Here is a 26,048-nt window from a genome sequence, read left to right as displayed (position 1 = left end):
CAACTGTTGTCGTTCAAGCAGTTCCGCGTGTCCCCCCAACAGCTCAAGCAGTCGGTCAATCGGTACGTACAGCGCATTGTTGATCCGAGCGGCGCCGGTTCCAGCCTAAGCTACTGCAGGTCGACCGACTTCCCGGTGGCGGCCGCATGACCCGCACGATAACCGAAAACCATTGCCGGGCCCAGGGTTCCGCCTGCACCGCCGTAGGCGCGTCCGGTGACGCCGCCCATCGCATTGCCAGCAGCGAACAGGCCCGGTATCGGCTCGCCGCGGATATGCAGAACGCGGGCATCGTGATCGGTGCGCGGTCCGCCCTTGGTGCCCATCGCACCGATGCTCACCGGTACGGCGTAGAACGGGGCGGTATCGATGGGGCCCAGCGTCTTACCGGCCGGCGTGGTCGCGCTGTCATCGCCCCAATATCCGTCGTAGGCGCTGGAGCCGCGGCCGAAGTCGGGATCCGCACCGCCAGCAACATGACGGTTCCAGCGTTCGACGGTGCGGGTCAGGCCGTCGGCGTCGATGCCGGTCTTGGCGGCCAACTCGGCAAGGTCTGCCGATTCGCAGAACCAGCCCGGGACCGGTTGGCCCGGTTCGGTACCCAGAAATCCATAGCGCTGCAGGTGAATCGAATCGAACACCATCCACCCGCGATCGTTGACGTAGCCGCCGCGGGGATCCAGGTAATGGAAGGCGCCGGCCATCGAGTTGTAATCGCAGGCCTCGTTGACGAAGCGCCGGCCGGCCGAGTTGACGATGATGCTGCGAGGCCTCGTCCTTTCCAGCCGCACGCTGCGGCTGCGCGGCTTGCCCCCGATGGTGTCGCCCGGGATCTGCACGATCGGCACCCACCACGCTTCGCCCATGTTGGCCAGGTCGGCCCCCTGTTCCATCGACATGCGCAGACCGTCGCCGGTGTTGTTGGGCGGCGAGACCGCGCCGTGCATGGGGCCGCGCAGAAAGGCTTGCGTCAGAGCCGGATCCCACTCGAAGCCGCCGGTCCCCAGGATGACCCCGTGCCGGGCGCGCACACTGATCGTCCGATCCGGCAGGGCCACGCGTACCCCGGTGACTTCTCCGTCGTCGGCGACGAGTCCTTCGGCCCGCGCCTTGGTGTGTGGGGTGACCCCGGCGTCCAGCAGGCCCTTGAGGAGCCCCGCGACCAGCGCGGTGCCGGCGACGCACAGATGGCTGGTTCGGTCGTCGATCGCAGCGTGCAGGCGCGCCCTGGTCTCGGCATCGAAACCGACGTTGGACCAGTCGGCCGGGAAAGACGTGATCTGCGTTGCCCATTCGCCGAGTTGGGCCAGGTCGAAGGGAGCCGCGCTCAGTGACCGACCGCCCGTCGGCCGCCCGCCCGGCAACTCGGGGCGGTAGTCCGGGAACCCGGTCGCAATCTCGAACCGAAGACCGCTGTGCGCCTCGATGAAATCAAGCATCCCGGGTCCGGTGCGCACGAACGTTTCGACCAACTCGTCGTCCATCGACCCCAGTGACTGGGCGCGCAAATAACGCATCGCGTCGGCTGCCGTCAATTCGCCGTCGGGGCAACGGTTATGAGCGGGGATCCACACGATGCCGCCGGACACGGCGGTGGTCCCGCCGACGGTCGCAGCCTTTTCGTAGACCTCCACCGAGGCGCCCGCGACGGCCGCGGTCAGCGCGGCGGTGAGCCCGGCGCCGCCGCTGCCGAGCACGACGACGTCGACTTCGTGGTCCCAAGACATGGACTGCCATCCCTTCAGCTCAGTGCTAGCTCAGGAGCTCGGCCAACTGCTCGGCGGCCTTGACGACCGCGTCTTTGCCGCGCATCACCACGTCTTCTCGGTGTGAGATGAGGTTGATGCACGTGGGTGGGGACGGCGCCGGTCGGCGCACCCCCACGGCCAGACCGTAGGTGTTCGGTTCGATCTCGCCGTAGGTCGTCACCCAGCCGCGTTCGCGCGCCACGGACACCAGCTCGCGTTCGCCGGGGCGCGGGGGCATGCATGCGAGCAAGGCGATCCCAGCGGCGCCGCGATCGAGCGGATATCGGCTGCCCTCATGGAAAGACAGCTGGTACGCGACATGGCTGGGCACGATCACCGCGATCGCCACCTGCTGGTCGCCTTCGGCGATGAGCAGGGAGACCGTCGTGCCGAGTTCGTCGGCCAGGGCGCGCAGCGTCGGCAGGCTCACTTGGCGCACGTTGCGGTCGAAGGCGGCACCGAGCACGGCCAGGCCCGCGGCAGGTCGGTAGCGGCCGTCCTCTCCCTTGGCCACCAGGCGGAAATCGGCCAGCGTGGTCAGCAATCGATAGGCGATGGTGCGATGCACGCCCACCTGATCGGCGAGCTGTTGCACCGTCAGCCCGCCGGGGGAGTCCGCCACCATCTGCAGCGCGGTCAGACCCCTGGCCAGGGTCTGCGAACCGGCACTGGACCCGGTCACAGCCTTGACAGACCTTCCCCTGAGAGCGAAGCTCTATATATAACGCACATTAGTGTGCGATATTAGCACACCAAGTAAGTCGAAAACGAGAACGACATTTCCTCGATCTGGAGGCCGGTCAGCACCGTGGCGGAGTTCGAGAGCATATGGAGCGATCTCCAGGGCGTCGCGTTCGAGCAGGGCTACCTCGACGCCGGAGGGATACGGACCCGCTACCTGCGCGCCGGCGATCCCGGCAAGCCCGTGCTGGTGCTGCTGCATGGGTCAGGCGGTCATGCCGAGGCCTACGTGCGCAACCTCGGCGCACACGCCGAGCACTTCTGGACGTGGTCGATCGACATGCTGGGCCACGGGTACACCGACAAGCCGGGACATCCGCTGGAAGTCGGCCACTATGTCGAGCATCTGATGGCGGTGCTGCGCACCATCGGTGTGGATCGCGCCTACCTCAGCGGCGAATCGCTCGGCGGCTGGGTGGCAGCGCGCACCGCGGTCGATCATCCGGATGTGGTTGCGCGACTGGTGCTTAACACGGCCGGCGGATCTCAAGCCGATCCCGTGGTGATGCAGCGGATCATCACCTTGTCCATGGCGGCCGCCGAGGACCCGACTTGGGAAACGGTGCAAGCGCGCATCAAATGGCTGATGGCCGACAAGTCCAAGGCTTACGACGATCTGGTTGCCAGCCGCCAACGGGTATATCGGCAACCGGGATTCGTCTCCGCGATGAGCGACATCATGGCATTGCAGGATCCAGAGATTCGCGCACGCAACATCCTCGGCCCGGACGAATACGGGTCGATCATCGCGCCGACGCTGGTGCTGTGGACCAGTGACGATCCCACCGCCGACGTGACGGAGGGTCGTCGAATGGCGTCGATGATTCCCGGCGCGCGCTTCGAGGTGATGCCCGGCTGCGGTCATTGGCCACAGTACGAGGACGCCAAGACCTTTAACCGGCTGCACCTCGACTTTCTGCTGGACCGGTGATGGCCACGCCGGGGCAGGAGATTCCTGAGATCGAGACCGACGTCCTGGTGGTGGGCGCGGGCCCGGTCGGTTTGACCCTCGCCAACATCCTTGGCCTGCAGGGCATCCGCACCGTTGTGGTCGACGAGCGGGACACCCTCATCGACTACCCCCGCGGGGTCGGCCTTGATGACGAGGCGCTGCGGACCTTCCAGTCGATCGGGCTCGCCGACCGGGTACTGCCGCATACCGTGCCCAACCAGATTCTGCGGTTCGTCGACGCCAAGCGCCGAGTGCTCGCCGAAATGGCCCCGCCGGACGCATGTTTCGGGTGGCCGAAGCGTAATGGCTTCGTGCAACCGCTCGTCGACGCCGAATTGCTCTCCGGACTGGATCGATTCGAACACGTCCAGGTGTGGTGGGGACGTCCGATGACGGCATGTCACGAAAGCGCCGAGGGGGTGACCGTCGAGCTCGGTGGCGGCGCCGGTAACGACGGCGACGCCTCATGTGTGCGGACGCGATACGTTGTCGGGTGCGACGGCGGCCGCAGCATCACGCGCCGCGTGATGGGTGTGTCGTTCGATGGAACGACGTCGTCGACCCGTTGGCTGGTGGTCGACATCGCCAACGACCCGCTGGGACACCCGAACAGTGAGGTCGGCGCCGATCCCGAACGCCCGTACGCCTCGATCTCGATTGCCCATGGAATTCGCCGCTTCGAGTTCATGATTCACGCCGACGAGACCGATGAGCAGGCCGAAGACCCGGCGTTCCTGACGCAGATGCTGGCCAGGATGGTGCCTCACCCCGACCGGGTCGATGTGATCCGGCGCCGGGTGTACACGCACCACTCGCGCATCGCCGGCGCGTTCCGCCGGGGCCGGCTGCTGCTCGCCGGGGACGCCGCCCACCTGATGCCGGTGTGGCAGGGACAGGGTTACAACAGCGGGATCCGCGACGCGGCGAACCTCGGCTGGAAGCTCGCGGCGGTGGTGAGCGGCCGGGCCGACGACAAGTTGCTGGACACCTATGACGTGGAACGCCGCAAGCACGCACGCGCGATGATCGACTTGTCCACCATGGTGGGCCGAGTGATCTCACCGACCAACCGCCGCGTGGCGACGGCCCGCGATCTTCTGGTGCGGTCGGCGTCAATCGTGCCGTCGCTCAAGCGATATGTGCTGGAAATGCGGTTCAAGCCGATGCCCCGCTACGAGCACGGCGCCGTCGTGCACGCGACACCCGGGCGCCCCGATTCGCCGGTGGGCACGCTGTTCATCCAGCCGCGTGTCGACACCCGCGACCAGCAGGACGTGTTGCTCGACGACGTGCTCGGTTCGTGGTTCGCCGTGCTGTCCTGGAACAACAACCCGCGCAAGATCCTCGGTGATGTGGCGTTCGCAAACTGGAAAGCGTTGGGCACCCGTTTCTTTACGTTGCGCCCGGCGACCCAGCTGCACTGGACCGGGCACGACGATCCCGATGTCGTGGTGGTGGGTGACCGGCACGGTGGCCTCAAGTCATGGTTCGACACCCACTCGGACTCGGTGCTGTTCCTGCGGCCCGACCGATGCATCGCGGGTGCCTGCATCGCTCAGCGCGCGCCCGACCTGAGCGCCGCGCTCCTTGACGCGCTCACCCTGACGCCGCGAGGGGGTGATTTGCAAAGTGGCACTGGCTCTGTGCTGTATGTCGCACAGCCCGCTCCTGAATCTTCCGGGGCCGTCGCGGGACCTGCTTGATGACATCGAAGGCGCAATCGCCGAAGCCCGAAGGTTCGTCGAAGACTATGACCCCGAACTGGTGGTCAGTTTCTCCCCGGACCACTACAACGGGTTCTTCTATAAGGTGATGCCGCCCTTTTGCATTGGCACCAGCGCCCGCGGAGTGGGCGACTACGGAACCCACGCCGGACCGCTGAATGTACCCGAAACACTTGCGACCGACTGCGCGAAGGCGGTCCTCGACGCCGGTGTCGACATCGCGGTGTCGGCCAGCATGGACGTGGACCACGGCACGGTCCAGCCGCTCGAAAAGCTCTTCGGGGACGCCACAGCGCGCCCCCTGATACCGATCTTCGTCAACGCGATCGGCGTGCCGCTGGGCCCGATGCATCGCTGCCGTGCACTCGGTGCCGCGGTCGGCAACTACCTGGCCACCCTGGACAAGCGAGTCCTCCTCCTGGGATCGGGCGGGCTCTCGCACAGCCCGCCGGTGCCGACCCTGGCAACCGCGCCCGCTCCGGTGCTGGAACGGATCGTGCACGGCCGACCCATGACGTCCGAGCAGCGACAGGCCCGGCAAGCGGCCATCATCGATGCGGCCAAAAATTTTGCCGCAGGCCAAAGTGACCTGCAGGCACTCAACCCGACGTGGGACCAGCGATTCTTGGCGATCATCGACGGCGGCTGGCTGGACGAATTAGACGGCTGGTCGAATTCATTTGTCGCCCACGAGGGCGGCAGCTCGGCGCAGGAGATCCGCACCTGGGTGGCGGCGTTCGCGGCGCTGGACGCAGCGGGACCCTACGAAATCACTGGGCGCTTCTACAAACCCGCACCCGAACTGATCGCCGGTTTCGCCATCAGAACGGCACTTCCGAAATGACGGTCGCGGTGCACGGTTTCGATCACGTTGTCGACGTGCTCATCGTCGGCTCCGGCGGCGGCGGCATGACGGCCGCGCTGACCGCGCAGGCCGGCGGACTTGAGCCATTGGTGGTCGAAAAATCGTCCTATTTCGGAGGTTCCACCGCTTTATCCGGCGGCGGCATCTGGGTGCCCGGAGCCCCCGCCCAGCGCCGGGAGGGCTACGTGCCCTCGCCGGAAGCCGTCGTCGGCTACCTCAAACAGATCACCGACGGACTGGTCAGTGAGGCGCGGCTGCGCCAGTACGTCGAGAGCGCGCCGCAGATGCTGCAGTTCTTGGAGCAGCTTTCCGGATGGTTCGAATTCGTGTGGAAACCCGGTTATGCAGACTACTACCCCGAGTTACCCGGCGGCTCCGAACTCGGCAGTACGATCAACGTGCCCGCCATCGACCTGCGGAAGTTGGGCCCCGACGAGCACCGACTGTTGCAGCCGCTGGCCTTGGCCCCCAAGGGAATCTGGCTGGGGCCCAAGGATCTCCGCACGTTCTACCGGATCAGGCAGTCGTGGGCGGGCAAAGGCATGCTGCTGAAGTTGGTTGCGCGAATGGTGCGGGCGAGGGTGTTCGGCGAGCGGATGGCGGCCATCGGACAGTCGTTGGCGGCCCGGCTCCGGCTGGCGCTGCGAGATCGTGGCATCCCGCTCTGGCTGGACTCGCCGATGGTGCAGTTGCTCACCGACTCGGACGGATCGGTCACCGGCGCGGTGGTGGAACGCGAGGGTGATCCGCAGCGGATCGGTGCGCGCTCGGGCGTCATCCTGGCCTCGGGAGGGTTCGACCACGACCTCGCCTGGCGCAAAGAACTTCTGCCCGAGGTGGACCAGGACTGGAGCTTCGGCAATCCCGCGGCCATGGGCGACGGCATCCGTGCCGGCATAGCGGTCGGAGCCGGGACGGACCTGCTCGATGAGGCCTGGTGGTTCCCGGCGATCCAATGGCCGGACGGGCGCATGCAATTCATGCTCAACGAGCGGATGATGCCGGCACAGTTCATCGTCAACGGTGCGGGCAAACGCTTCATCAACGAGGCGGCCCCCTACATGGACTTCGGTCACGCCATGATCGAGGGGCAGAGATCCGGGGTAAGCCATATCCCGTGCTGGCTGATCACCGACCACAGATCGTTCAACCGCTACGTCGTCGCGGGGCACCTGCCGGTACCCAAGATCCCAGGTGCACCGGTCCCCACCGGCCGCAAAATCCCATCGGCCTGGCTGGAATCGGGTGTGGTCAAGGCGGCCACGACGTGGAGCGAAATGGCGGCGAAGATCGGCGTCCCCGCAGAACAACTCGCCGAAACCGCCCGCCGTTTCAACGAACTGGCCCGCAAGGGCCACGACGACGATTTCAACCGCGGGGACAGCGCGTACGACAATTACTACGGCGACCACACCTTGCCCAACCCGAACCTGTATCCGCTTGGTGATCCGCCGTACTACGCCTTCCGTATCGTGCTCGGGGACCTGGGGACCTCGGGCGGCCTGTTGACCGATGAACACGCCCGCGTGCTGCGAACCGATGGCACCGTGCTGCCCGGGCTCTATGCGGTGGGCAACGCTTCCGCGGCGGTGATGGGTCGCAGCTACGCCGGTGCCGGCGCGACCATCGGCCCAGCCATGACGTTCGGCTACGTCGCAGCCAAACACGTTGCGGCCCAAGCGGCCAGCCGAGCCATTAATACTCATAGGAGGTAACGAATGAAAATCTCACTGTTCTACGAATTCGCCCTGCCCCGGCCCTGGGCGCCCGACGACGAGCATGTCTTGCTGCAGGACTGTCTCAACGAGGTCGAGGCCGCGGACAAAGCGGGTTTTTCCACCGTGTGGCTGACCGAGCACCACTTCCTCGAGGAGTACTGCCACTCGACGGCACCGGAGATCTTCTTGGCGGCGGCCAGCCAGCGGACCACGAACATTCGGCTGGGATTCGGCATCATGCACCTGCCGCCGGCGGTCAATCACCCCGCCCGCGTGGCCGAGCGCATCGCCACCCTGGACCTGCTGTCCAATGGTCGTGTCGAATTCGGCACCGGGGAATCCTCGTCGGTCGGTGAACTCGGCGGATTCAATATCGATCCCGCCGATAAGCGGGCACAGTGGGAAGAGGCCCTCGAGGTCTCGATCCGCTGCATGATCGAGGAGCCGTTCACCGGCTTCCACGGCGAACACGTCCAGATGCCGGCGCGCAACGTCGTTCCCAAGCCGCTGCAAAAGCCGCACCCGCCGGTCTGGGTCGCCTGCACGCGACCGGCCAGCGTCCAGATGGCAGCCCAAAAGGCGATTGGCGCCTTGAGTTTCGCCTACACCGGTCCCGGACCACTGACCGAACGGGTCAACGGCTATTACAAGGAGTTCGAGGAGAACGGCGTCCCGGTCACTCCCGGGATCAACCCCAACATCCTCGCCATCGGCGGTGACCTGTCGATGATGGTGGCCAAGTCCGATGAGCTGGCCCTGCAGCGGCTCGGGCAGGGCGGCGGGTTCTTCTCGTTCGGAATCATGCACTACTACATGACGGGTGTGCACACGCCGGGTCGGACCGGGGTGTGGCAGCGGTATCTCGAAGAGGTGGAAAAGGATCCGACGCTGGCGTACGGACCCGGCCGGGGCGCGATCGGATCCCCGGCCACCGTGCGTGAGTTTCTGCGCGGCTATGAGGAGAGTGGCGTCGACGAGATCATCTTGCTGCTCAACCCGCGCAGCCACGAAGGGACCATGGAATCGATTGAGCTTATGGGCAAAGAGGTCCTCCCTGAATTCATCGAGCGGGACGCAAAGGCTGTGGCGGAAAAGGCCAAGCGGCTGGAACCCGTCATCGAGAAGGTGGAGGCGCGTCGGCCCGAATCGAGCGCACCGCAATTCGACGAGGATTACTCGTTTGGTGGACTCCCGACTGGCCGTGGCGGTAAGTTCACCGCCAGCGAGATCCCGGAAGCTATGGCGGAGATCAACGAAGGACGCGTTCAGGCGGCGCAGCGCGCGAAGGAACAGCAGAAGTAATCTCGGACGGCATCTGAGTCGGAAGAATTTCGAGGCGAGCCTTGGGAGCGATCGACGAGCTGTGGCGCTACGACGGAAGCCGTGCGGTGGTGACCGGATGTGCTTCGGGCATAGGCGAACACGTGGTGAGGCAGCTCACCGAGCTTGGGGCCGAAGTCATCGGGTTGGACAAGCGGCGACCAGACTTCACAATCGACGAATTTCATGAGGTCGACCTGGCCGATCAGACATCGATCGAGTCGGCGGTGGCGGCGGTGACCGGGCAAGTCGACGCGCTGTTCAATGTTGCGGGCGTGTCGTCCGGGATCGGCGATGCGCCGCTGGTGGTGACCATCAATTTCTTGGGGCTGCGCCATGCCACCGAGGCGCTGGTCCCGAAAATGGTCGCGGGGTCTGCCATTGTCAGCGTGTCATCGCTCGCGGCGGCCGCGTATCGGGAGCATCTGCGGGACGTGGCGCCGCTACTGGGTACCGCGACGATGCAGGAGGGTATCGAGTGGTGCGCTGCGCATCCCGATGCGCTCGGCACCGGCTATCAGTTGTCCAAGGAAGCGGTCATCCTCTACACCATGCGCCGCGCCACCCTGTTGGGCGCACGGGGAATTCGCATCAACTGCACCGGTCCCGGAGTCACCGAGACCCCGATCCTGGACCAGCTGCGCACGGCATACGGGCAGGGCTTTCTCGACGACATTCCCAAGCCGTTGGGCCGTGTTTCCGGCCCGGCCGAACAAGCCGCCGTTCTAGTCTTTTTGAATAGCCGTGCCGCCAGCTACATTTCGGGCCAGGTGGTATGGGTCGACGGCGGCAATGTGGGTGCGTCGATCGCGCGAGAACTCGAGGAAGGACACGCACCGTGGCCGGTATGACCGACTTTCGGCGGGTCGCTCGCGACGTCAGCAACTGGGGCCGGTGGGGAGACGCCGACGAGCTGGGCACCCTGAACTTCATCACCGCGGAAAAGGTGGCCCAAGCCGCAAGCCTGGTCCGCCACGGAAAGGTGTTCCCGTTGGGCGTGGACTTCGGTGCGTCCGGTCCACAGGGCGCCTTCGGGTTTCGGCACAATCCCATTCACGTAATGACCGTGGACGGCGGCGATGTGAACACCCTTGCTCGGTACGGGTCCGACTGGCCGAGTAACCTGGTGGCCCAGCAGCTGAGCGGTTACATGACCGCAGACAACCCCTTCCGCTTCAACGACGACATCATCATCATGCCGTTGCAGGCGGCCAGCCAGTGGGACGCGTTGTCTCACGTCTACTACGACGGCCACCTCTACAACGGCTTCCCGGCCGATTCGGTGACCAGCCTGGGGGCCTATCGCTGCGGCATCGACAAGGTCGACGGCAAGGGCATCACGTCACGGGGCGTACTACTGGACCTGGTTCGTCACCGGAACGCGGATGTCTTCCTGGAAGCCGGAAACCCAATCTCACCGGAAGAACTGGATGACGTGGTGCGCGCGCAGGGGGTGACGATCGGCCGAGGCGACATCGTGCTGATCCGAACCGGCTGGTGGGCAAGGTTTCTCATGACCGGCAACAAGACAGAAGGCTATTCCGGGTTGGACTGGCGATGCGCCCAGTGGCTGCACGACCACGAGATCGCCGCCGTCGCGGCGGACAACCTCCAAGTCGAAGACCTGGTTTCGGGCGTCGAGGGGCTTACCTTTCCCTTGCATCTGCTCTGCCTGCGCGACATGGGGCTGATGTTCGGCGAGTACTGGGATCTCACCGCGCTGGCCGAAGACTGCGCCGCCGACGGCGTCTACGAGTTCCAGCTCATCGCCCCACCGCTGAGAGTCGTTGGGGCAGTGGGCTCACCGGTGAACCCGATCGCGATCAAATGAGGCTGCGTAAGACCATCACGGTGGACGGACTGACCACCAGCTATTTGGAAGCGGGCGACGGGGACCCGGTAGTGTTGCTGCACGGCGGGGAGTTCGGTGCGGGCGCCGAGCTCGGCTGGGAACGCAACATCGAAGCGCTTGCCGCGCGACACCGGGTCCTGGCGCCGGACCAGTTGGGGTTCGGGGAATCCGCCAAGGTCATTGACTTCGTCGACGGCCGCGGCATGCGGATTCGGCACGTGGCGCGGTTTTGCGAGCTGGTCGGTGTCGACTCGGCGCACTTCGTCGGCAATTCGATGGGAGCCATCAACCTGCTCACCGACGCCACGTCGGGCACACCGCTGCTACCAGCGCGCAGCCTGGTGATCATCTGCGGCGGCGGGGAGATCCAGCAGAACCAGCACTTCGAGGCGCTACAGAACTACGACGCAACGCTGCCGGCGATGCGCCGCATTGTCGAAGCGCTGTTCTTCGACTCCGGCTACCCCGCCGACGACGCCTATGTGTGCCGCCGTTACGAATCGAGCACCGCGCCGGGGGCATGGGAGGCCGTCGCCGCCGCCCGGTTCCGCCGTCCCGGCGCCACACAGGCCGCGACCCCATTGCCCGCGCGAGCCTACGAGAACATCGGCGTGCCAACACTTGTCGTCGAAGGTGGCGAGGACAAGCTCCTACCGGCCGGCTGGGCTGCCGAGATCGCCAAGCAGATCGATGGGGCCCGCTCGGTTGTAATCGACAAGGCCGGACACTGCCCCCAGATTGAGCGGCCCTCGGCGGTCAACCAGCTGCTGATGGATTTTCTGGGCGGGCTCTGAAACGTCAGAAGGCGTAGTCCACCCGGGTCATCATTCCGGCTACCTGGTGATAGGTGTTGTGGCAGTGCATGACCCAGGTTCCGGGATTGTCGGCGACGAGAACCGCAACGAGCCTCTGCTTCGGCAGCACCATAACGGTGTCCTTGCGCGCGCCCGGGCTGCCGTCGGCCCTGATCACTTGGAACGTATGCCCGTGCAGATGAATCGGGTGATACATCATCGTGGTGTTGTCGAACGTGATGGTGGGCCGTTGGCCCTGCTGGACGTGCAGAGGATTGGTCTTTGCGTAGGGCTCCCCGTTGATCGTCCAGTTGTACTGCATCATGTTGCCGCCCAGCACGACCGGCAGGTTGAGGCCGGGATCGGGACGTCCTAGGTTGACCGGTGTTGTCGCGGTGAACATCTCGATGGTTCCCACCCGCTTGGTGAGCTCGCCCGGCTGGAACTGCGGGTCTGGCGCACCGCCCGCGGCCGTAGCGAGCAACCCGCGTGCCAGGCCGTTCTTGCCCTCGGCGAGGGCGACCAGTGGGAAGACGCCGTCCGCGGCGGTCACGATGACGTCGTAGCGTTCGGCCATCCCGATCAGCAGCGCATCGACTTGTGTGGGAACGACGGGGTAGCCGTCGGTGTGCGTCACGGTCATCGGGTGGCCGGCGAGTGCGACCCGGAAGGTGGTGTCGGAGGCGGTGTTGATCAAGCGGATGCGGATGCGTTGGCCGGGTTTGGCGTTAAACGTGATGGGAGAAGCCGGGATTCGGCCATTAATCAGATAGTAGGGGTAGGCGATGTCGCCGGCGTCGCCGCCGAGGAGATCGCTGGTACCGCCCCTCGCCGCCGGGGGCGGCGGTGCCGGGCTGGTCGAGCTGGCCGGGCTGGTCGACGTCGTCTCGCTCGTCTCGGTCGTCGTCGTGGGGGATGTCTCGGTTGTCGAAGTCGTCGTTTCGGGCGTGGTCTGCGGGGGTTTGTTCGGGTTGCTCAGTTCGCCGTAGAGCTGCTGAGGACTCTTACCGACGCCATCGGTCCAATCATCAAGGACGACGATCCATTCGGCGTCGTAGTTGCCCTCGGTCGGGTCGTCGACGATGACCGGCAGATACAGACCGGTGTCTGTGTCCAGGCCAGTGTGCGGGTGTGCCCAGTAGGTACCCGAATTCGGTACGGAGAACCGGTAGGTGAAGTCGTGGCCGGGTGCGATGTCGGGTGTCGCAGGTTCTGCGCCGTCCATGTCGTTGCGCAGGGAGACGCCGTGCCAATGCACCGACGTAGGATGGTCGAGTCCGTTCGACACCGACACCACGACCTCGTCACCGATGCTGGCACGGATCACCGGGCCCGGGATGCTGTTGCCGTAGGCCAGCGTGCGAATGACCGGCCCGCCCAGGTCGACCTCGGCCTGCTGGGGCGCCAGCTTGGCGGTGACGGTTCGGCCACTGTGCGGTCGGGCGGACTCGGCCTCGGCGATGGCCGCGGCCATTCGGGCACTGCCCGACGGTTCCGGCTTGGTTTGGCTGCACGCTGTCAGCGCCAACCCGCCGGCGAAGCCGGCAGCCATGAAACCGCGTCTGGTGAGCCGAGTTCCGCCGAAGGGACCGCCACTTGTGGGTTGCACGGCAATCGGCGCTCCTCGTCTTTGGCTCACCCCAACGTCCTTGTGCTTGGATGCTAGGCGGAGCGCAACCGCGCGCGCTAGGCTTCGCGAGCATCGCGCGGCGCATGCGTACGTTCCGAACGGCGCGTGGATGACGCCGATATTTTTGTGTGCGCGAAGGTCGGTGGGCCGAGCCGCGCCCCATCAAGGAGTCTTTTCCCGAGGAGCTTCTATTGGGCACCGCTGCGTGCCTGCGCGGCCATCCAGTCGCTGAAGGTCGTGGGGTAGACGACCAGTTCTTCGCCGTCGATGGGAACGATGCTGCGATCATCGAGCACGGCACCGTAATAACGGGCGCCGTTGTCCGTCACCACCGTGCGGGCATCACCCGTCGCCGCGAAGCGGGTCCGGATGAAGTCGTCCATACCATGCTTTTCGGGACCGGCGATATTGATCACTCCATTGACGGGATCGCCCGATGCTGCACGCGTGACCGCCAGGGCCACATCCGCGGCGGCAATGGGCTGGAACGCCCCATGCGGCGCGCGAACGGTATCACCCTCGGTGAACGAATCAGCAATGCCGTCAACGAATTCGAAGAACTGCGTTGCCCGCACGATCGAGTACGGCGCCCCCGATTCCACGATCGTTTTTTCCTGCGCAATCTTGGCTCGCATGTATCCGCTTTCGGCCGCCCGGTCGGCGCCCACGATCGATAGGGCGACATGATGCTGCACGCCCGCGGTCCGCTCCGCGTCCAGCAGGTTGCGGGTAGAGGTGGTGAAGAAGTTCAGGACGTCGTCGTCGGCCCAGGACGGGGAGTTGGACACGTCCACGACCGTGTGGACGCCGGCGACCGCTTCGGCAACACCTTCGCCGGTCACGCTATTGACACCCGTCCTTGGCGATGCTGGGACCGCGTCGTGTCCCAGCTCGGTGAGATTGGCGACGACCTGTGACCCGATCAACCCGCTGCCACCGATTACCAACACCTTCATGATCACGCCTTTCCCAAGTTTCCCGACGAACTGGCCTTCCCAGCATGGCCTAGACGTCGACGGGGCGGAACCCCGGCTAGGTAGCGGCCAAACGATCGCCGCGGACGAGGCCCGCGGCGTCGTTAAATCAATTGCTTGACTTAACGCGGCAGGCGCCGATTAACTCGTCGTGTGGCTAACGAATTGGACGGCAAGGTCGTCATCGTCACCGGCGCGGCGTCCGGCATCGGCCGCGGTCTCGCGGAGCGCTTTGTGGCCGAGGGTGCACAGGTCGTCATCGCCGACGTCGAGACCGATCGCGGCGAGGCCCTTGCGAAGTCGCTCGGGGTCAACGCCGTCTTCCGGCAGACCGACGTCTCCGACCCCGGACAGGTGGGAGCGCTGGTGTCTGGTGCCGTCGAGAAGTTCGGCGGCCTACACGTCATGGTGAACAACGCCGGGATTTCCAGCCCGCTGCGCAGGCTGCTGGACGACGACCTCGGCGATTTCCACCGCGTGATGGGGGTCAACGTGTTGGGCGTGATGGCGGGAACCCGAGATGCCGCACGGCACATGGCCGAACACGGGGGCGGGTCGATCATCAACATCACCTCGATCGGCGGCATTCAGGCCGGCGGCGGCGTGATGACCTATCGCGCGTCCAAAGCGGCCGTCATCCAATTCACCAAGGCCGCGGCAATCGAGCTGGCGCACCACGAGATTCGGGTCAACGCCATCGCGCCCGGCAACATACCGACGCCGATCTTGGGGAAATCGGGAACCGGCATGGACCCCGAACAGCTCAAGCAGTTCGAGGCGCGGATCCGCGAAACGATGCGGGAGGATCGGCCGCTGAAGCGCGAGGGCACTCCCGACGACGTCGCCGAAGCCGCGCTGTACTTCGCCACCGACCGCTCGCGCTATGTCACCGGCACGGTGCTCCCGGTCGACGGCGGGACGGTGGCGGGCAAGCCGATCCGATCCAAGAAGCACGGCTGACGTCGCCGCACGGCTCCAGCCTGACGATGAGGTCGCGTCCGGCCTAGACACGGCCGAGGCCGCAGCATACTCGGTGCACAATTTAAATCAATCGCTTGACTTAAACCCTGGGTAGGGGGTTGACTGATCCGATGACCACCGTCGGCCGGACCGTGCGCACCGAGCGGGCCAGTTCCACCCAGGAGGCGATCCTGGTGGCCGCCGAGCGGCTGTACGCCGAGCACGGCATGTTCGCGGTGTCCAACCGGCAGGTCAGCGAGGCTGCGGGACAGGGCAACAATGCCGCCGTCGGTTACCACTTCGGCACCAAGGCCGACCTGGTGCGTGCGATCGAGCACAAGCACCGCGGACCCGTTGAGCAACTCCGCGAACAGATGGTGTCCGACCTGCTGGCGTCGGGGGAGTCCGACGAATTGCGTTCCTGGGTGGCCTGTTTGGTGCGTCCGCTCACCGATCACCTGGAGCAGCTCGGAAACCCGACGTGGTACGCGCGGTTCGCTGCGCAGGCCATGACCGATCCGGCCTACTACAACATCATCGTCAAGGGCGCGCTCAGCTCGCCGTCGCTGGTGCAGGTGGTGGACGGCTTCAACCGCTGCCTCCCTAACCTGCCGGCCGATGTGCATTTCGAACGCAACATCATGGCCCGAAACCTGTTGATGCACACCTGCGCGGATCGTGAACGCGCTTTCGCGACAGGCTCATTGACGTCTCATCGTTCATGGCGGGCTGCGGCGTCCGGGCTCATCGACGCGATCGTGGGTTTGTGGCTGGCGCCCGTGACGGCGTACGAGTGAAGGACTCGCGGATGAAGGTGACTGTCGACCAAGATGTTTGCGCTTCTTCGGGGAACTGCGTAATGAATGCGCCCGAAGTGTTCGATCAGCGCGATGACGACGGCGTCGTCGTCCTCCTCAACCCCAATCCGACACCCGAGCAGGCCGAAGGCGCGCGGCGGGCGGCGGCGGCCTGCCCCGCGCTTGCCATCCACATCGAGGAATGACATGTCAGACACACTGGTGAGTACCGCAACAGCGCAGACCTCCGATATCCCGGACTACCCGATGGCCAGGGAGCCGCGCTGCCCGTTCGCGCCGCCACCGGACGTGATGGCGCTGGCGAAAGCCAGGCCGCTGTCCAGGGTCCGGATCTGGGACGGCAGCACACCGTGGCTCATCACCGGCTACGAGCAGGTGCGCGAGCTGTTCTCGGATTCCCGGGTCAGCGTCGACGACCGGCAGCCCGGATTCCCGCACTGGAACGAAGGCATGCTGTCCACGGTGCACAAGCGCCCGCGGTCGGTCTTCACCTCCGACGGTGAGGAGCACACCCGGTTCCGGCGCATGTTGTCGAAGCCCTTCACGTTCAAGCGCGTCGAAAACCTGCGCCCGACCATCCAGAAGATCACCGACGACCACATCGACTCGATACTCGCCGGACCGCAGCCCGCCGACATCGTCACCGCGCTGGCGCTGCCGGTGCCCTCGCTGGTGATCAGCCAGCTGCTTGGCGTTCCCTATGAAGACGCCGACATGTTCCAGCACCATGCCAACATCGGCCTCGCGCGTTACGCCACCGGTGCAGACACCGTCAAAGGCGCGATGAATCTCAACAAATACCTCGCCCAGTTGGTCGAGGCCAAGATCAAGAATCCGGCCGAGGATGCAGTTTCCGACCTCGCCGAGCGGGTGAAGGCCGGCGAGCTAAGCGTGAAGGAGGCCGCCCAGCTGGGCACCGGGCTGCTGATCGCCGGGCATGAGACCACCTCCAACATGATTGGCCTCGGGGTGCTCGCGCTGCTGGAAAACCCAGACCAACTGGCCGTCATCCGCGACGCCGAAGATCCGAAGGTCATCGCAAGCGCCGTGGAGGAGCTGCTGCGTTATCTCAGCATCATCCAAAACGGTCAACGCCGCGTCGCGCTGGAGGACATTCACATCGCCGGCGAGACGATCCGTGCCGGCGAGGGCATCATCATCGATCTCGCCCCGGCCAACTGGGATCCCGACGCGTTCGCCGAACCGGAGCGACTGTACCTGCATCGGTCGGGCGCGGACCGCAACGTCGCATTCGGCTACGGTCGGCATCAGTGTGTGGGTCAGCAACTCGCCCGCGCCGAACTGCAGATCGTGTTCCACACCCTGGCCCAGCGCATTCCCACACTGCAACTTGCCATTCCGATCGAGGAGGTTCCGTTCAAGGACGACCGACTCGCCTACGGCGTCTACGAACTGCCGGTGACCTGGTAGCCCGGCTCGCTACCTACTGAAATGCGGAACCGAACGGAGGGTCAACGATGACGACTCAGACAGGCACGCTCTACCCGCCCGGAGGTTATGGCGCTCCAAAGGATCGGCGTGGGCACGCCGCGGACAGCGATGTCGGCTTGCCGCAGGGGACCGTGGTCTTCTCGGCGGACAACCACATCTCGCTGGCGGATGACATCTTCTATCAACGCTTTCCGGACGACCTGAAGGACAAGGCGCCGCGGATCTGGTACGAGGATGGCGCCTACCAAGTCGGCCGCAAGGGACAGTCCTTCCTGCCGGGAGACTTCAGCGCCGTGCTGATGCAGTACGACGACCTGCCCGGTGCCGCGAGCACCAACATCGACGCCCGGATCCAAGAGCTGCACGACGACGGCGTCGAGAAGGAACTGGCTTTCCCCAACGCGGTGCTGGCGCTGTTTCACTACCCGGACAAACAGCTTCGCGAGCTCGCCTTCCGTATCTACAACGAATACATCGCCGAGCTCCAGGAGCGCTCGAACGGCCACTTCTACGGAGCCGGCCTGATCAACTGGTGGGACCCGCAAGGCACCCGCAAGACCCTGGAAGAGCTGAAGTCGTTGGGGCTCAAGACCTTCTTGATGCCGTTGAATCCCGGCAAGGGCGACGACGGCAACCCGATCGACTACTCCAGCACTTCCATGAGGCCGGTGTGGGACGAGATCGAGGCCGCCGAACTTCCCGTCGCGCACCACATCGGGGAAACACCGCCGAAAAGCCCGACCGAGTTCAACAGCGTCGTGGTCGGCATGATGATCAACATCGACGGATTCCGGGAGACGTTCTCCAAGTACATCTTTGGCGGGATTCTTGACGACCACCCCGGATTGCGGATCGGCTGGTTCGAAGGCGGAATCTCCTGGGTGCCGTGGGCGCTGCAGGACGCCGAGCACTTGGTCGCCTCCTACCAGCACATGTTCAACCGGCCGCTGCAACACGACGTGCGCCACTACTGGGACAACCACATGAGCGCGTCGTTCATGGTCGACCCGCTCGGTCTCCAGCTGATCGACGGGATCGGGGTCGACAAGGTGATGTGGTCCAGTGACTATCCACACAACGAAAGCACTTACGGCTATTCCGAGAAATCACTGAAAGCCGTCGTCGATGCTGTGGGTCGAGACGATGCGGTGAAGATCGTCAGCGACAACGTCACGAAGTTCCTGGGCTTGTAGTGGCGACGTTCGCACAACTTGGCTCCAACACCGGTAGCGGACTGGTGATACCGGAAACGCCCGACCTGACTCGCCTGCGCCGAGAGACGGGGTCCCGGCTGCGTTCGGCGATGACCGAGCGGGGTGTCGGCGCGATGATCCTGTTGGGCAACAACGCGGTGGTCTATGCCACCGGGGCCAGCTGGCCTCTCGGCGACGCCGGATTGTCCTACGTCGAACGGCCGGTGGCCGTGGTGCTCGCCGACGACGAATGGCCGCACTTGTTCCTGCCCTTCCGAGAGGGAGCCGCGCAGGAAACGGACTTGCCCGCCGATCACCTGCACGGGCCCGTCTATCTCGAATTCGACGAGGGTGTCCAGCATTTCGCGCGTCAAATGACCGATCTCATTCCGGCCGAAGCGGTCGTCGCGGTCGACGAATTGACCGGCGCCATGTCGCGCGCCACGAAGCTCATGTTCCCGGGTGGTGCACCCGTCGACGCCGCGGCCATCGTCAGCGCCGCCAAGTCGGTGAAGACGCCGGACGAATTGTCCTGCATGCGCACCGCGATCCGGATCACCGATGAGGCGATGGTCGAGGTGCAGAAACGCCTGGCCCCCGGCATCCGTCAGATCGATTTGTCGGCAAGCTTTTTGCGCCGCGCCTTCGAACTGGGCGCCACGGCCAGCATGCTCGAGCCGATCTGGCAGGTGATGCCACCGAGCAAAGCCGAGGGAGTGTGGACCACGCACGGCGATTTGGCGCTGCCGCTGCTGACCACCGAGCGCGAGCTGGCCGAAGGCGACGTGCTGTGGACCGACGTCAGCATCACCTATCAGGGCTACTGTTCCGACTTCGGGCGCACCTGGATCGTCGGGCGGGATCCGTCCCCGCGCCAGCAGGCGCAGTTCGACAAATGGTTCGAGATCATGGGAGCGGTGCTCGGCGTCGCCAAGGCCGGTGCCACGGCGGCAGATCTGGGCCGGGCCGCCATCAAAGCCAATCGCGGCACCAAGCCGTGGCTGCCGCATTTCTACCTCGGCCATGGAATCGGCGTCAACGCCGCCGAGATGCCGATGATCGGAACCGATCTCGGTCAGGAGTTCGACGAGAATTTCGTTCTGCAATCCGGCATGGTGCTGGTGCTGGAGCCGGTGGTGTGGGAGGACGGCACCGGCGGCTACCGCAGCGAAGAGGTCCTGGTGATCACCGAGGAAGGCTGGATCCGTTTGACCGACTACCCCTATGACCCCTATGGCAACTGAGGTCCTGCCCGACGAACGCACGCTGCGCTCTGGCCGCCGCCAGCGGGCGCTGGCCCAGATGGCGGCGCACGATCTCGACGTCCTGGTGCTCGGCCGGCAAGCCAACGTTCGGTACGTCACCGGGGCTCCGCAACTGTGGGTCGCCGGCACTCGGCCCTTTGGCCCAACCTGCGTGCTGATGCGTGAGAGCGGGGCCGTGCACCTCCTCAGCACCTGGGACGAGGGTGTTCCCGAAGACATCCCCCACGAGAACCTCTACGGCATCTCGTGGAACCCGATGAACACGATAGCTGCCCTGCAGCACATCGACGGGGCGGCCACCGCACGGCGCGTCGGAACCGACGCGCTATCACCGGTTTTCGCGCAACTCCTGCCGACGGCGTTTCCCAACGCGCAGCTGGTCGACGGCGAGCTGGCCATGCGGGCCGCGCGCCGCATCAAGACGGACGAGGAGATCGCTGCGCTGCGGGAGTCCGTCGCGGTGGCCGAGTCGGCGCTGGCGGCGGCGGTTTCCGAATTGCGGCCGGGGATTAGCGAACAGGCGCTGGCCGGCGTCTTGCTAGAGGCCTCCGCGGCCGGCGGCGTGAGCACGCCGTCGAATCAAGATGTCGCATGGGTGACGTCACGCAAGCACCCGTGGCGGCGCGCCCACGGCGATGGTCGTATCCGCGACGGCGATCTGGTGGCGTTTTCGGCCGGAGTGCTGGCGGGAGGCTACGTCGGCGAAGTGGGCCGGACCTGGCCCGGCGACAACCGGCGTGCGCCCAACGGTGCAGCGAGCCTGCATGCGCGTTGGGAACGCTTGTGGGACAAGCTGTTCGCCGCCTGCCGGCCCGGCGCGGGAGCTAACGAATTGCTTGCCGCCTACCACGCTGCGGGTGAGCCCGAGCCACCGATGCCGGTTGCCCGCGGCCTGGGCATGGGGTTCGATCCACCCGTCGTTTCCAAGCACTTGCTCACCACCGCCGCCGAGGAACGCCTGGAGCCGGGAATGGCGCTGGCCGTGACGGCGTACGTGTGGGAAGAAGGTGTCGGCGCGGTATTCGGGCGAGAAGCGGTCCTGGTCACCGCGGCCGGCGCCGAAGTGCTTACCGCGAGCCCGTTCTGGCAGCCCTAGCCATGCCCGAGCCCTCGGAGCCGGCAGCCGAAGAGATCATTCGGTATCACAAAGACGCTGCGACGCGGATCGCCACGATCACATTCGACCGGCCAGGTTATCTCAATGCGCCGACGATCGCCGCGCGCCTGCGGTACGCGGATATACCCCGCGAGGTTCGTTTCGCAGCGGCGCCACCCTCGGCCAGTGGTATGCCAACCCGAATTCGGGCATCCGCGGGCTGCAGGATTTCAAGAAGATCAGCATCCTGGAGGCCAAGGGCTACTGCTATGGCTGGCACTTTTACCAGGCCGCCGACGCCGACCTGGTCATTTCCAGCGACGATGCGCTGTTTGGACATCCATCGTTTCGGTATTACGGATGGGGTCCCCGCATGTGGTGGTGGGCACAGACCATGGGCATCCGGAAGTTTCAGGAAATGGTGTTCACCGGACGGGCTTTCACCGCCGCCGAGATGTATGACTGCAACTTCCTCAACAGCGTGGTTCCCCGGGATCAACTCGAGGCAGAGGTGGAGAAATACGCGCCGGCCTGCGCCAGTAACCGGCCCACGGACACGGTTTTCATGCAGAAGGTCTTCTTCGAGATCATGAAGCAGTTTCAGGGTGAATACCTGGGCAGCATGCTCAGCGGCGTCTTCGAGTCGATGGGCGGTAGCGTGCGCCCGGATGTCGCCGACGAGTCGATGCTCGACGACGCGATGAAACGGGGCCTGGGCGATGCGGTCAAGGACAACGACCATAAGTTCCCCGCCGAATGGCGGCTGAGCAACAAAGCCCGCAAGAAGGCCCGTGCCGACAACGGCGCCAAAGCGAAGAGAAAGAAATAGTGGCGCGACACCGCGTCGAAGCGCCGCTGAGTGGCTATACCGTCATCGACCTGTCCACCGGTATAGCCGGCGCATACTGCACCAAGTTGCTCGCCGACGCCGGCGCTGATGTCGTGAAAGTCGAATCGCCACAGGGCGATCCGTTGCGTAGGTGGTCGGCTTCGGGTGCGGCCATCCCGGCTGGCGCAGACGGCGCGTTGTTCAGCTTTTTGGCGGGGGCAAAGCACAGCGTCGTGGTCGATCCTGACAAGGACGCCGACACCGAACTGGCGGACCGGCTCCTGGCTTCCGCCGACGCGGCCGTATGGTCGGCCGGCTCGAATGTGGCTGAGCATCCGGATTTCTCACCACACGTCATCCGGGATCGCCATCCGCATCTCACCGTCACCGCGATCACGCCGTTCGGGTTGGAAGGTCCGTGGCACGACCTCCCGGCGACCGAGTTCACCCTGCAAGCATGGTCGGGAGGGATCGTCGGGCTTGGCCGCGGCGAGCAGGAGCGTCCGCCTGTCTTCGTCGGCGGCCAGGTCGGCGAATACCTGACGGGTGCCTACGCAAGCGCGGCCACCTTGGCATCGCGATGGCGTCGAATCGACGGCGGTACGGGCGAACTGGTGGACCTCTCGATGCTGGAGACACAGATCCTCTGCCTCACCTACTACCCGGTTTCCTATTTCGAGGTGCTCGGCCGGCCATGGCGAGAAATGCGGCGGCCCACGATTCCGGGAGTGGCTCAGGCCAAGGATGGCCTGGTGAGCCTCGGCTGCGGGACCGCGCAGCAATGGTTCGACTTGTGCGCGATGGTGGGCCATCCCGAGTGGATCGATGAGGAATCGCCGCTGTCGATCACCGAGCAGGCCAACATCCATGCCGACGAAATCTTTTCCTGGTTAGCCGGCACACCGGTCGACGAAATTCGGGAACTGGCCTCGGCGTTCCGCATTCCCAACGCGCCGGTCGCCAGCGGCGCCAACGCCACGTCCTTCGATCAGTTCATGCAACGTGGCGCCTTTGTGCGTAATCCGCGCGAGGGCTTCATGCAACCGAGTCACCCGTATCGGATGCGGCCCGCGCAGTTGCGCCCGCCGCAACCGGCGCCGCGGCTGGGAGAGCACACCGAGTATTACCGCGACGAGAAACTTTCGGTGCGACCGGCGCCGGACGGTGTAGCGAAAGCGCTGCCGCTGAGCGGACTTCGGGTTTTGGACATGACGACCTTCTGGGCGGGACCCTGCTGTACCCATGCTTTGGCCTTGCTCGGTGCCGAGGTCATCCACGTCGAATCCACCCGCCGCCCGGATGGCACCCGGATGATCGCCGGCATACCGATCACCGAGGAGAAGTGGTGGGAGAAGTCGCCGATCTTCGAGGCACTCAACACCAGTAAGAAAGGTTTGACCCTCGACCTACAGACTACGCGCGGCCGCGAATTGCTGCGTGAGCTCATCGCGACGTGTGATGTGATCGTGGAGAATTTTACGCCGCGGGTACTGGACCAGATCGGGCTGGATTTCTGCACCATTCAATCGATTCGGTCGGACACGGTGTTGGTGCGGATGCCTGGCTTCGGCCTCGACGGCCCGTGGCGCGACAACCCGGCATTCGCCTACGTCATCGAATCGGCGTCCGGCCTGAGTTGGCTTACCGGCTATCCGGATCGCACGCCGTATGACCCGTATTCGATCGGCGACGCATGCGCCGGAGTGCACGCGCTCAACGCGATACTGCTCGCGCTCGAGCACCGACGCCGTACGGGCGAAGGCGTGTTTGTCGAAGCGGCGATGGTCGACGCCGCACTCAGCATCTCCGCCGAGCAGGTCATCGAGTACTCGGCGTACGGGGCCCTGCTGCAGCGCGCGGGCAACCGGGGGCCGACCGCCGCGCCGCAGAACCTCTACCTCAGCGCCGACATCGACGAATTCGGCCGGCTTGATTGCTGGGTGGCCATCGCGGTGGCTACCGATGGCCAGTGGGACGGTTTATGCCGTGCCCTCGGATCGCCGTCCTGGGCAACGGATCCCAGGCTCTCAACCGACGCCGGCCGGCGCACGCACCAGGAATTCATCGATGAGGAACTCGGTGCGTGGTGCGGGCACCGCAGCCGCGACGAGATCGTCAAGACCCTGTGGGACGCCGGCGTGCCGGTGGCCAAGGTCATGCAACCGCACCGTCAAGCTGAACTGGACCAGTTGGCGTTCCGGGGTTTCTTCGAGGAGGTCGACCATCCGGTCAACGGTCCGGCCAGGCTCAGCACCGTGCCGATGAGGTTCTCAGCCGGGCCCCATGAATTCCACACTGAGCCTGCGCCGCTGCTGGGGCAGCACAACCATGAACTGCTGTCCGGTCTGGGTTTGTCCGACTCGGACATCGCCGGGCTGGAATCCGACGGCGTGATCGGCCGCACACCGGCCATGCGCGCGAGGAGCTGACCGACCATGGCAATCGACCCCTCGAACATTTTGCTCACCGATCGTGTCGCGGTCGTGACGGGCGGGGGAGCGGGCATCGGGCGCGGAATCGCAGCCGGGTTGGCGGCATTCGGTGCCCGGGTGGCGATCTGGGAGCGCGACCCGCAGACCTGCGCGCAGGCGGCCGCATCCATCGGTGCGCTGGGAATCGTAAGCGATGTCCGGGACAGCGAGCAGGTCGACGCCGCGTTGCAGCGGACCACGGCCGAACTCGGCACGCCCACGATTCTGATCAACAACGCCGGGGGTGCCTTTCCCTCGCCGTTGCTCGAAACCAGCGAAAACGGCTGGGACGCATTATATAAGGCGAACCTGCGACACGTGCTGCTCTGCACCCAGCGAGTGGCCCGGCAATTGGTTACCGGCGGCGTTGGCGGCAGCATTGTTTCGGTGACGTCGATCGAGGGCGTGCGCGCCGCCCCGGGCTACGCCGCGTACGCGGCGGCCAAGGCCGGCGTGATCAACTACACCAAAACCGCGGCACTGGAATTGGCGTCTTACGGTATCCGGGTCAACGCGATAGCGCCCGACATCACCCTCACCGAAGGCCTCGCCGCGCTCAACAGCGACGCAGCGACGACGGCCATGGGCAATATCGTGCCGCTCGGACGTCCCGGCCATGTCGACGAAATCGCCGGCGCCGCGGTCTTTCTGGCGTCCGACATGTCGGTCTATCTCACCGGGCAGACGCTACACGTCGACGGCGGCACCCACGCCGCCGGCGGCTGGTACCACGACCGGCGGACCGGGGCCTACCGGCTGGGCCCGTCCGACTAGTGTTTCCACCCTTCGGCGGCCTGTTGATCGAAGGTGCGATCGATGCGCTCAAACCTGCGCTTGACCGAGGCCCGGGCCGCTTCGTGCGGCAGGATGTACAAGCGGTTGGCCGCAATCGCGTCGGCGGTGAGCCGGGCCACGTCATCGACTGACACTGCGTCATCCTGCGTCGGCGGAAGCTGTCCGAACCCGCTCGCCAGGTCGGGCGCTGACGCGAGCCCGTCATCGGCGGCGCGAATTCTTTCCGAGTTCGCGACCAATCCGGTTTCGATGACCATCGGGCAGAGCACCGAGACGCCGATGCCGTTGTCCTTGAGTTCCCGGGCCAACGTTTCGGCCAGCCCGACGACCCCATACTTGGCGACACCGTACGCCCCGAGCCCGGCGTTGGGCACCAGCCCGGCAAAGGAAGCGGTGAACGCGATGCGGCCGCCCCTGCCCTGCTCGATCAACTTCGGCACGAACGCCTCGACGGCATGGATCGAACCCCACAGATCGATGTCGATCACCCAGCGCCAGTCTTCGTGCGTCATCGTCGCGAGCGGTCCCGCCACGACGATGCCGGCGTTGCTGAACACGACATCGACCTGACCCAGCAGCCGGAAGGACTCATCCGCCAGGTGAACCATTTGATCGAGGTGTCGCACGTCGCACGCCACCCCGTGCGCCTCGAACCCCTCGGATTCAAGGTGCGCCACCGCCCGTTCCAAAGCGGACTGATCGACGTCGGCCAGCACCAGGCGCGCGCCGCGGCGGGCGAATTCGGTGGCGGTGGCCAAACCGATGCCGCTTGCACCGCCGGTGATCACTGCCCCGCGTCCCGCGAAATCGTCCATAGCTGCCGAGCGTATTACTCGCCGCGGGACCGGTGT

At 65.4% G+C, this 26,048-nt stretch carries 22 protein-coding genes and 1 pseudogene; 18 read left to right on the top strand and 5 right to left on the bottom strand.

Annotated elements, in window-relative coordinates; translation table 11 throughout:
* Positions 1–110 precede the first annotated feature (110 nt).
* Both AC5Y4F_RS04260 and AC5Y4F_RS04255 read right to left on the bottom strand, forming a co-directional pair.
* A complete protein-coding gene (locus AC5Y4F_RS04260; RefSeq protein WP_067940065.1) occupies positions 111–1,727 on the bottom strand; it encodes an FAD-dependent oxidoreductase in 1,617 nt (538 codons plus the stop codon).
* Between the two features lie 25 nt (positions 1,728–1,752).
* Entirely contained in the window at positions 1,753–2,430 is a 678-nt protein-coding gene (locus AC5Y4F_RS04255) for an IclR family transcriptional regulator (RefSeq protein WP_067940063.1), read from the bottom strand.
* A 126-nt stretch (positions 2,431–2,556) separates the two neighbouring features.
* On the opposite strand from AC5Y4F_RS04255, the gene AC5Y4F_RS04250 reads away from it, so the two are divergent.
* Genes AC5Y4F_RS04250 through AC5Y4F_RS04215 form a run of 8 tightly spaced genes read left to right on the top strand, consistent with a single transcriptional unit; the run spans position 2,557 to position 11,714 of the window.
* The gene (locus AC5Y4F_RS04250; protein ID WP_067940061.1) at positions 2,557–3,420 is read left to right on the top strand and encodes an alpha/beta fold hydrolase; all 864 of its coding nucleotides are present in this window, start codon (positions 2,557–2,559) and stop codon (positions 3,418–3,420) included.
* Positions 3,420–5,144 carry a bifunctional 3-(3-hydroxy-phenyl)propionate/3-hydroxycinnamic acid hydroxylase gene (locus tag AC5Y4F_RS04245; protein ID WP_499995271.1) on the top strand — a complete coding sequence of 575 codons (1,725 nt, stop codon included), beginning with the start codon at positions 3,420–3,422 and terminating at the stop codon, positions 5,142–5,144. Before AC5Y4F_RS04250 ends, AC5Y4F_RS04245 begins: the two co-directional genes overlap by 1 nt.
* Complete coding sequence (locus AC5Y4F_RS04240; protein WP_067940057.1) at positions 5,092–6,009, top strand: 3-carboxyethylcatechol 2,3-dioxygenase; 918 nt, start codon at positions 5,092–5,094, stop codon at positions 6,007–6,009. Before AC5Y4F_RS04245 ends, AC5Y4F_RS04240 begins: the two co-directional genes overlap by 53 nt.
* A gap of 8 nt (positions 6,010–6,017) precedes the next feature.
* Positions 6,018–7,745, top strand: a complete 1,728-nt coding sequence (locus AC5Y4F_RS04235) for an FAD-binding protein (protein ID WP_156750232.1) — start codon at positions 6,018–6,020, stop codon at positions 7,743–7,745.
* Between the two features lie 3 nt (positions 7,746–7,748).
* On the top strand, positions 7,749–9,050 hold the full coding sequence (locus tag AC5Y4F_RS04230) for an LLM class flavin-dependent oxidoreductase (RefSeq protein WP_499995267.1): 1,302 nt from the start codon (positions 7,749–7,751) through the stop codon (positions 9,048–9,050).
* 41 nt (positions 9,051–9,091) lie between these two features.
* Entirely contained in the window at positions 9,092–9,919 is an 828-nt protein-coding gene (locus AC5Y4F_RS04225) for a coniferyl-alcohol dehydrogenase (protein ID WP_067940052.1), read from the top strand.
* Positions 9,907–10,899 (top strand): cyclase family protein, encoded by a 993-nt coding sequence (locus tag AC5Y4F_RS04220; RefSeq protein ID WP_067940050.1) that lies wholly within the window; start codon positions 9,907–9,909, stop codon positions 10,897–10,899. The genes AC5Y4F_RS04225 and AC5Y4F_RS04220 overlap by 13 nt, the downstream gene beginning before the upstream one ends.
* Positions 10,896–11,714, top strand: coding sequence for an alpha/beta fold hydrolase (locus tag AC5Y4F_RS04215; protein ID WP_499995263.1), 819 nt, complete (start codon positions 10,896–10,898; stop codon positions 11,712–11,714). The genes AC5Y4F_RS04220 and AC5Y4F_RS04215 overlap by 4 nt, the downstream gene beginning before the upstream one ends.
* Before the next feature lie 4 nt (positions 11,715–11,718).
* Here the strand turns inward: AC5Y4F_RS04215 and AC5Y4F_RS04210 are convergent, their stop codons facing one another.
* Positions 11,719–13,266, bottom strand: coding sequence for a multicopper oxidase family protein (locus AC5Y4F_RS04210; protein ID WP_499995773.1), 1,548 nt, complete (start codon positions 13,264–13,266; stop codon positions 11,719–11,721).
* A gap of 266 nt (positions 13,267–13,532) precedes the next feature.
* Positions 13,533–14,300, bottom strand: coding sequence for an SDR family oxidoreductase (locus tag AC5Y4F_RS04205; protein ID WP_499995261.1), 768 nt, complete (start codon positions 14,298–14,300; stop codon positions 13,533–13,535).
* Between the two features lie 171 nt (positions 14,301–14,471).
* Between AC5Y4F_RS04205 and AC5Y4F_RS04200 the strand changes: the two genes are divergently transcribed.
* The 10 genes and pseudogenes from AC5Y4F_RS04200 to AC5Y4F_RS04155 all read left to right on the top strand — a co-directional run bounded on the left by AC5Y4F_RS04200 (position 14,472) and on the right by AC5Y4F_RS04155 (position 25,176).
* Positions 14,472–15,278: an SDR family NAD(P)-dependent oxidoreductase gene (locus AC5Y4F_RS04200; protein ID WP_067940046.1), complete on the top strand. Its 807-nt coding sequence runs from the start codon at positions 14,472–14,474 to the stop codon at positions 15,276–15,278.
* 131 nt (positions 15,279–15,409) lie between these two features.
* Positions 15,410–16,075: a TetR/AcrR family transcriptional regulator gene (locus AC5Y4F_RS04195; RefSeq protein ID WP_067940044.1), complete on the top strand. Its 666-nt coding sequence runs from the start codon at positions 15,410–15,412 to the stop codon at positions 16,073–16,075.
* Between the two features lie 11 nt (positions 16,076–16,086).
* Positions 16,087–16,281 (top strand): ferredoxin, encoded by a 195-nt coding sequence (locus AC5Y4F_RS04190; RefSeq protein ID WP_007777468.1) that lies wholly within the window; start codon positions 16,087–16,089, stop codon positions 16,279–16,281.
* A gap of 1 nt (position 16,282) precedes the next feature.
* Positions 16,283–17,527 (top strand): cytochrome P450, encoded by a 1,245-nt coding sequence (locus tag AC5Y4F_RS04185; RefSeq protein ID WP_067940042.1) that lies wholly within the window; start codon positions 16,283–16,285, stop codon positions 17,525–17,527.
* Between the two features lie 152 nt (positions 17,528–17,679).
* On the top strand, positions 17,680–18,741 hold the full coding sequence (locus AC5Y4F_RS04180; RefSeq protein ID WP_499995772.1) for an amidohydrolase family protein: 1,062 nt from the start codon (positions 17,680–17,682) through the stop codon (positions 18,739–18,741).
* On the top strand, positions 18,741–19,985 hold the full coding sequence (locus tag AC5Y4F_RS04175) for a M24 family metallopeptidase (protein WP_067940038.1): 1,245 nt from the start codon (positions 18,741–18,743) through the stop codon (positions 19,983–19,985). Before AC5Y4F_RS04180 ends, AC5Y4F_RS04175 begins: the two co-directional genes overlap by 1 nt.
* The gene (locus tag AC5Y4F_RS04170; protein WP_499995256.1) at positions 19,975–21,102 is read left to right on the top strand and encodes a M24 family metallopeptidase; all 1,128 of its coding nucleotides are present in this window, start codon (positions 19,975–19,977) and stop codon (positions 21,100–21,102) included. The genes AC5Y4F_RS04175 and AC5Y4F_RS04170 overlap by 11 nt, the downstream gene beginning before the upstream one ends.
* A gap of 2 nt (positions 21,103–21,104) precedes the next feature.
* Positions 21,105–21,931 (top strand): annotated as a pseudogene (locus AC5Y4F_RS04165) (enoyl-CoA hydratase/isomerase family protein).
* On the top strand, positions 21,931–24,360 hold the full coding sequence (locus AC5Y4F_RS04160) for a CaiB/BaiF CoA transferase family protein (RefSeq protein WP_499995255.1): 2,430 nt from the start codon (positions 21,931–21,933) through the stop codon (positions 24,358–24,360). Before AC5Y4F_RS04165 ends, AC5Y4F_RS04160 begins: the two are co-directional and overlap by 1 nt.
* 6 nt (positions 24,361–24,366) lie before the next feature.
* Positions 24,367–25,176 (top strand): SDR family NAD(P)-dependent oxidoreductase, encoded by an 810-nt coding sequence (locus AC5Y4F_RS04155; RefSeq protein WP_067940032.1) that lies wholly within the window; start codon positions 24,367–24,369, stop codon positions 25,174–25,176.
* On the opposite strand, the gene AC5Y4F_RS04150 is transcribed toward AC5Y4F_RS04155, so the two are convergent.
* A complete protein-coding gene (locus AC5Y4F_RS04150) occupies positions 25,173–26,012 on the bottom strand; it encodes an SDR family NAD(P)-dependent oxidoreductase (RefSeq protein ID WP_499995252.1) in 840 nt (279 codons plus the stop codon). The genes AC5Y4F_RS04155 and AC5Y4F_RS04150 overlap by 4 nt on opposite strands.
* Between the last annotated feature and the right edge of the window lie 36 nt (positions 26,013–26,048).

The sequence above is a fragment of the Mycobacterium sp. NGS56 genome (assembly GCF_059812425.1).
This window is presented reverse-complemented; position numbering and strand designations above follow the sequence as displayed.

Excerpts from the sequence above, each read along its gene's own strand:
- AC5Y4F_RS04260 (WP_067940065.1), bottom strand. The coding sequence starts at position 1,727 with ATGTCTTGGGACCACGAAGTCGACGTCGTCGTGCTCGGCAGCGGCGGC.
- AC5Y4F_RS04245 (WP_499995271.1), top strand. The coding sequence starts at position 3,420 with ATGGCCACGCCGGGGCAGGAGATTCCTGAGATCGAGACCGACGTCCTG.
- AC5Y4F_RS04240 (WP_067940057.1), top strand. The coding sequence starts at position 5,092 with ATGTCGCACAGCCCGCTCCTGAATCTTCCGGGGCCGTCGCGGGACCTG.
- AC5Y4F_RS04230 (WP_499995267.1), top strand. The coding sequence starts at position 7,749 with ATGAAAATCTCACTGTTCTACGAATTCGCCCTGCCCCGGCCCTGGGCG.
- AC5Y4F_RS04215 (WP_499995263.1), top strand. The coding sequence starts at position 10,896 with ATGAGGCTGCGTAAGACCATCACGGTGGACGGACTGACCACCAGCTAT.
- AC5Y4F_RS04210 (WP_499995773.1), bottom strand. The coding sequence starts at position 13,266 with ATGGCTGCCGGCTTCGCCGGCGGGTTGGCGCTGACAGCGTGCAGCCAA.
- AC5Y4F_RS04205 (WP_499995261.1), bottom strand. The coding sequence starts at position 14,300 with ATGAAGGTGTTGGTAATCGGTGGCAGCGGGTTGATCGGGTCACAGGTC.
- AC5Y4F_RS04195 (WP_067940044.1), top strand. The coding sequence starts at position 15,410 with ATGACCACCGTCGGCCGGACCGTGCGCACCGAGCGGGCCAGTTCCACC.
- AC5Y4F_RS04190 (WP_007777468.1), top strand. The coding sequence starts at position 16,087 with ATGAAGGTGACTGTCGACCAAGATGTTTGCGCTTCTTCGGGGAACTGC.
- AC5Y4F_RS04185 (WP_067940042.1), top strand. The coding sequence starts at position 16,283 with ATGTCAGACACACTGGTGAGTACCGCAACAGCGCAGACCTCCGATATC.
- AC5Y4F_RS04170 (WP_499995256.1), top strand. The coding sequence starts at position 19,975 with ATGGCAACTGAGGTCCTGCCCGACGAACGCACGCTGCGCTCTGGCCGC.
- AC5Y4F_RS04155 (WP_067940032.1), top strand. The coding sequence starts at position 24,367 with ATGGCAATCGACCCCTCGAACATTTTGCTCACCGATCGTGTCGCGGTC.
- AC5Y4F_RS04150 (WP_499995252.1), bottom strand. The coding sequence starts at position 26,012 with ATGGACGATTTCGCGGGACGCGGGGCAGTGATCACCGGCGGTGCAAGC.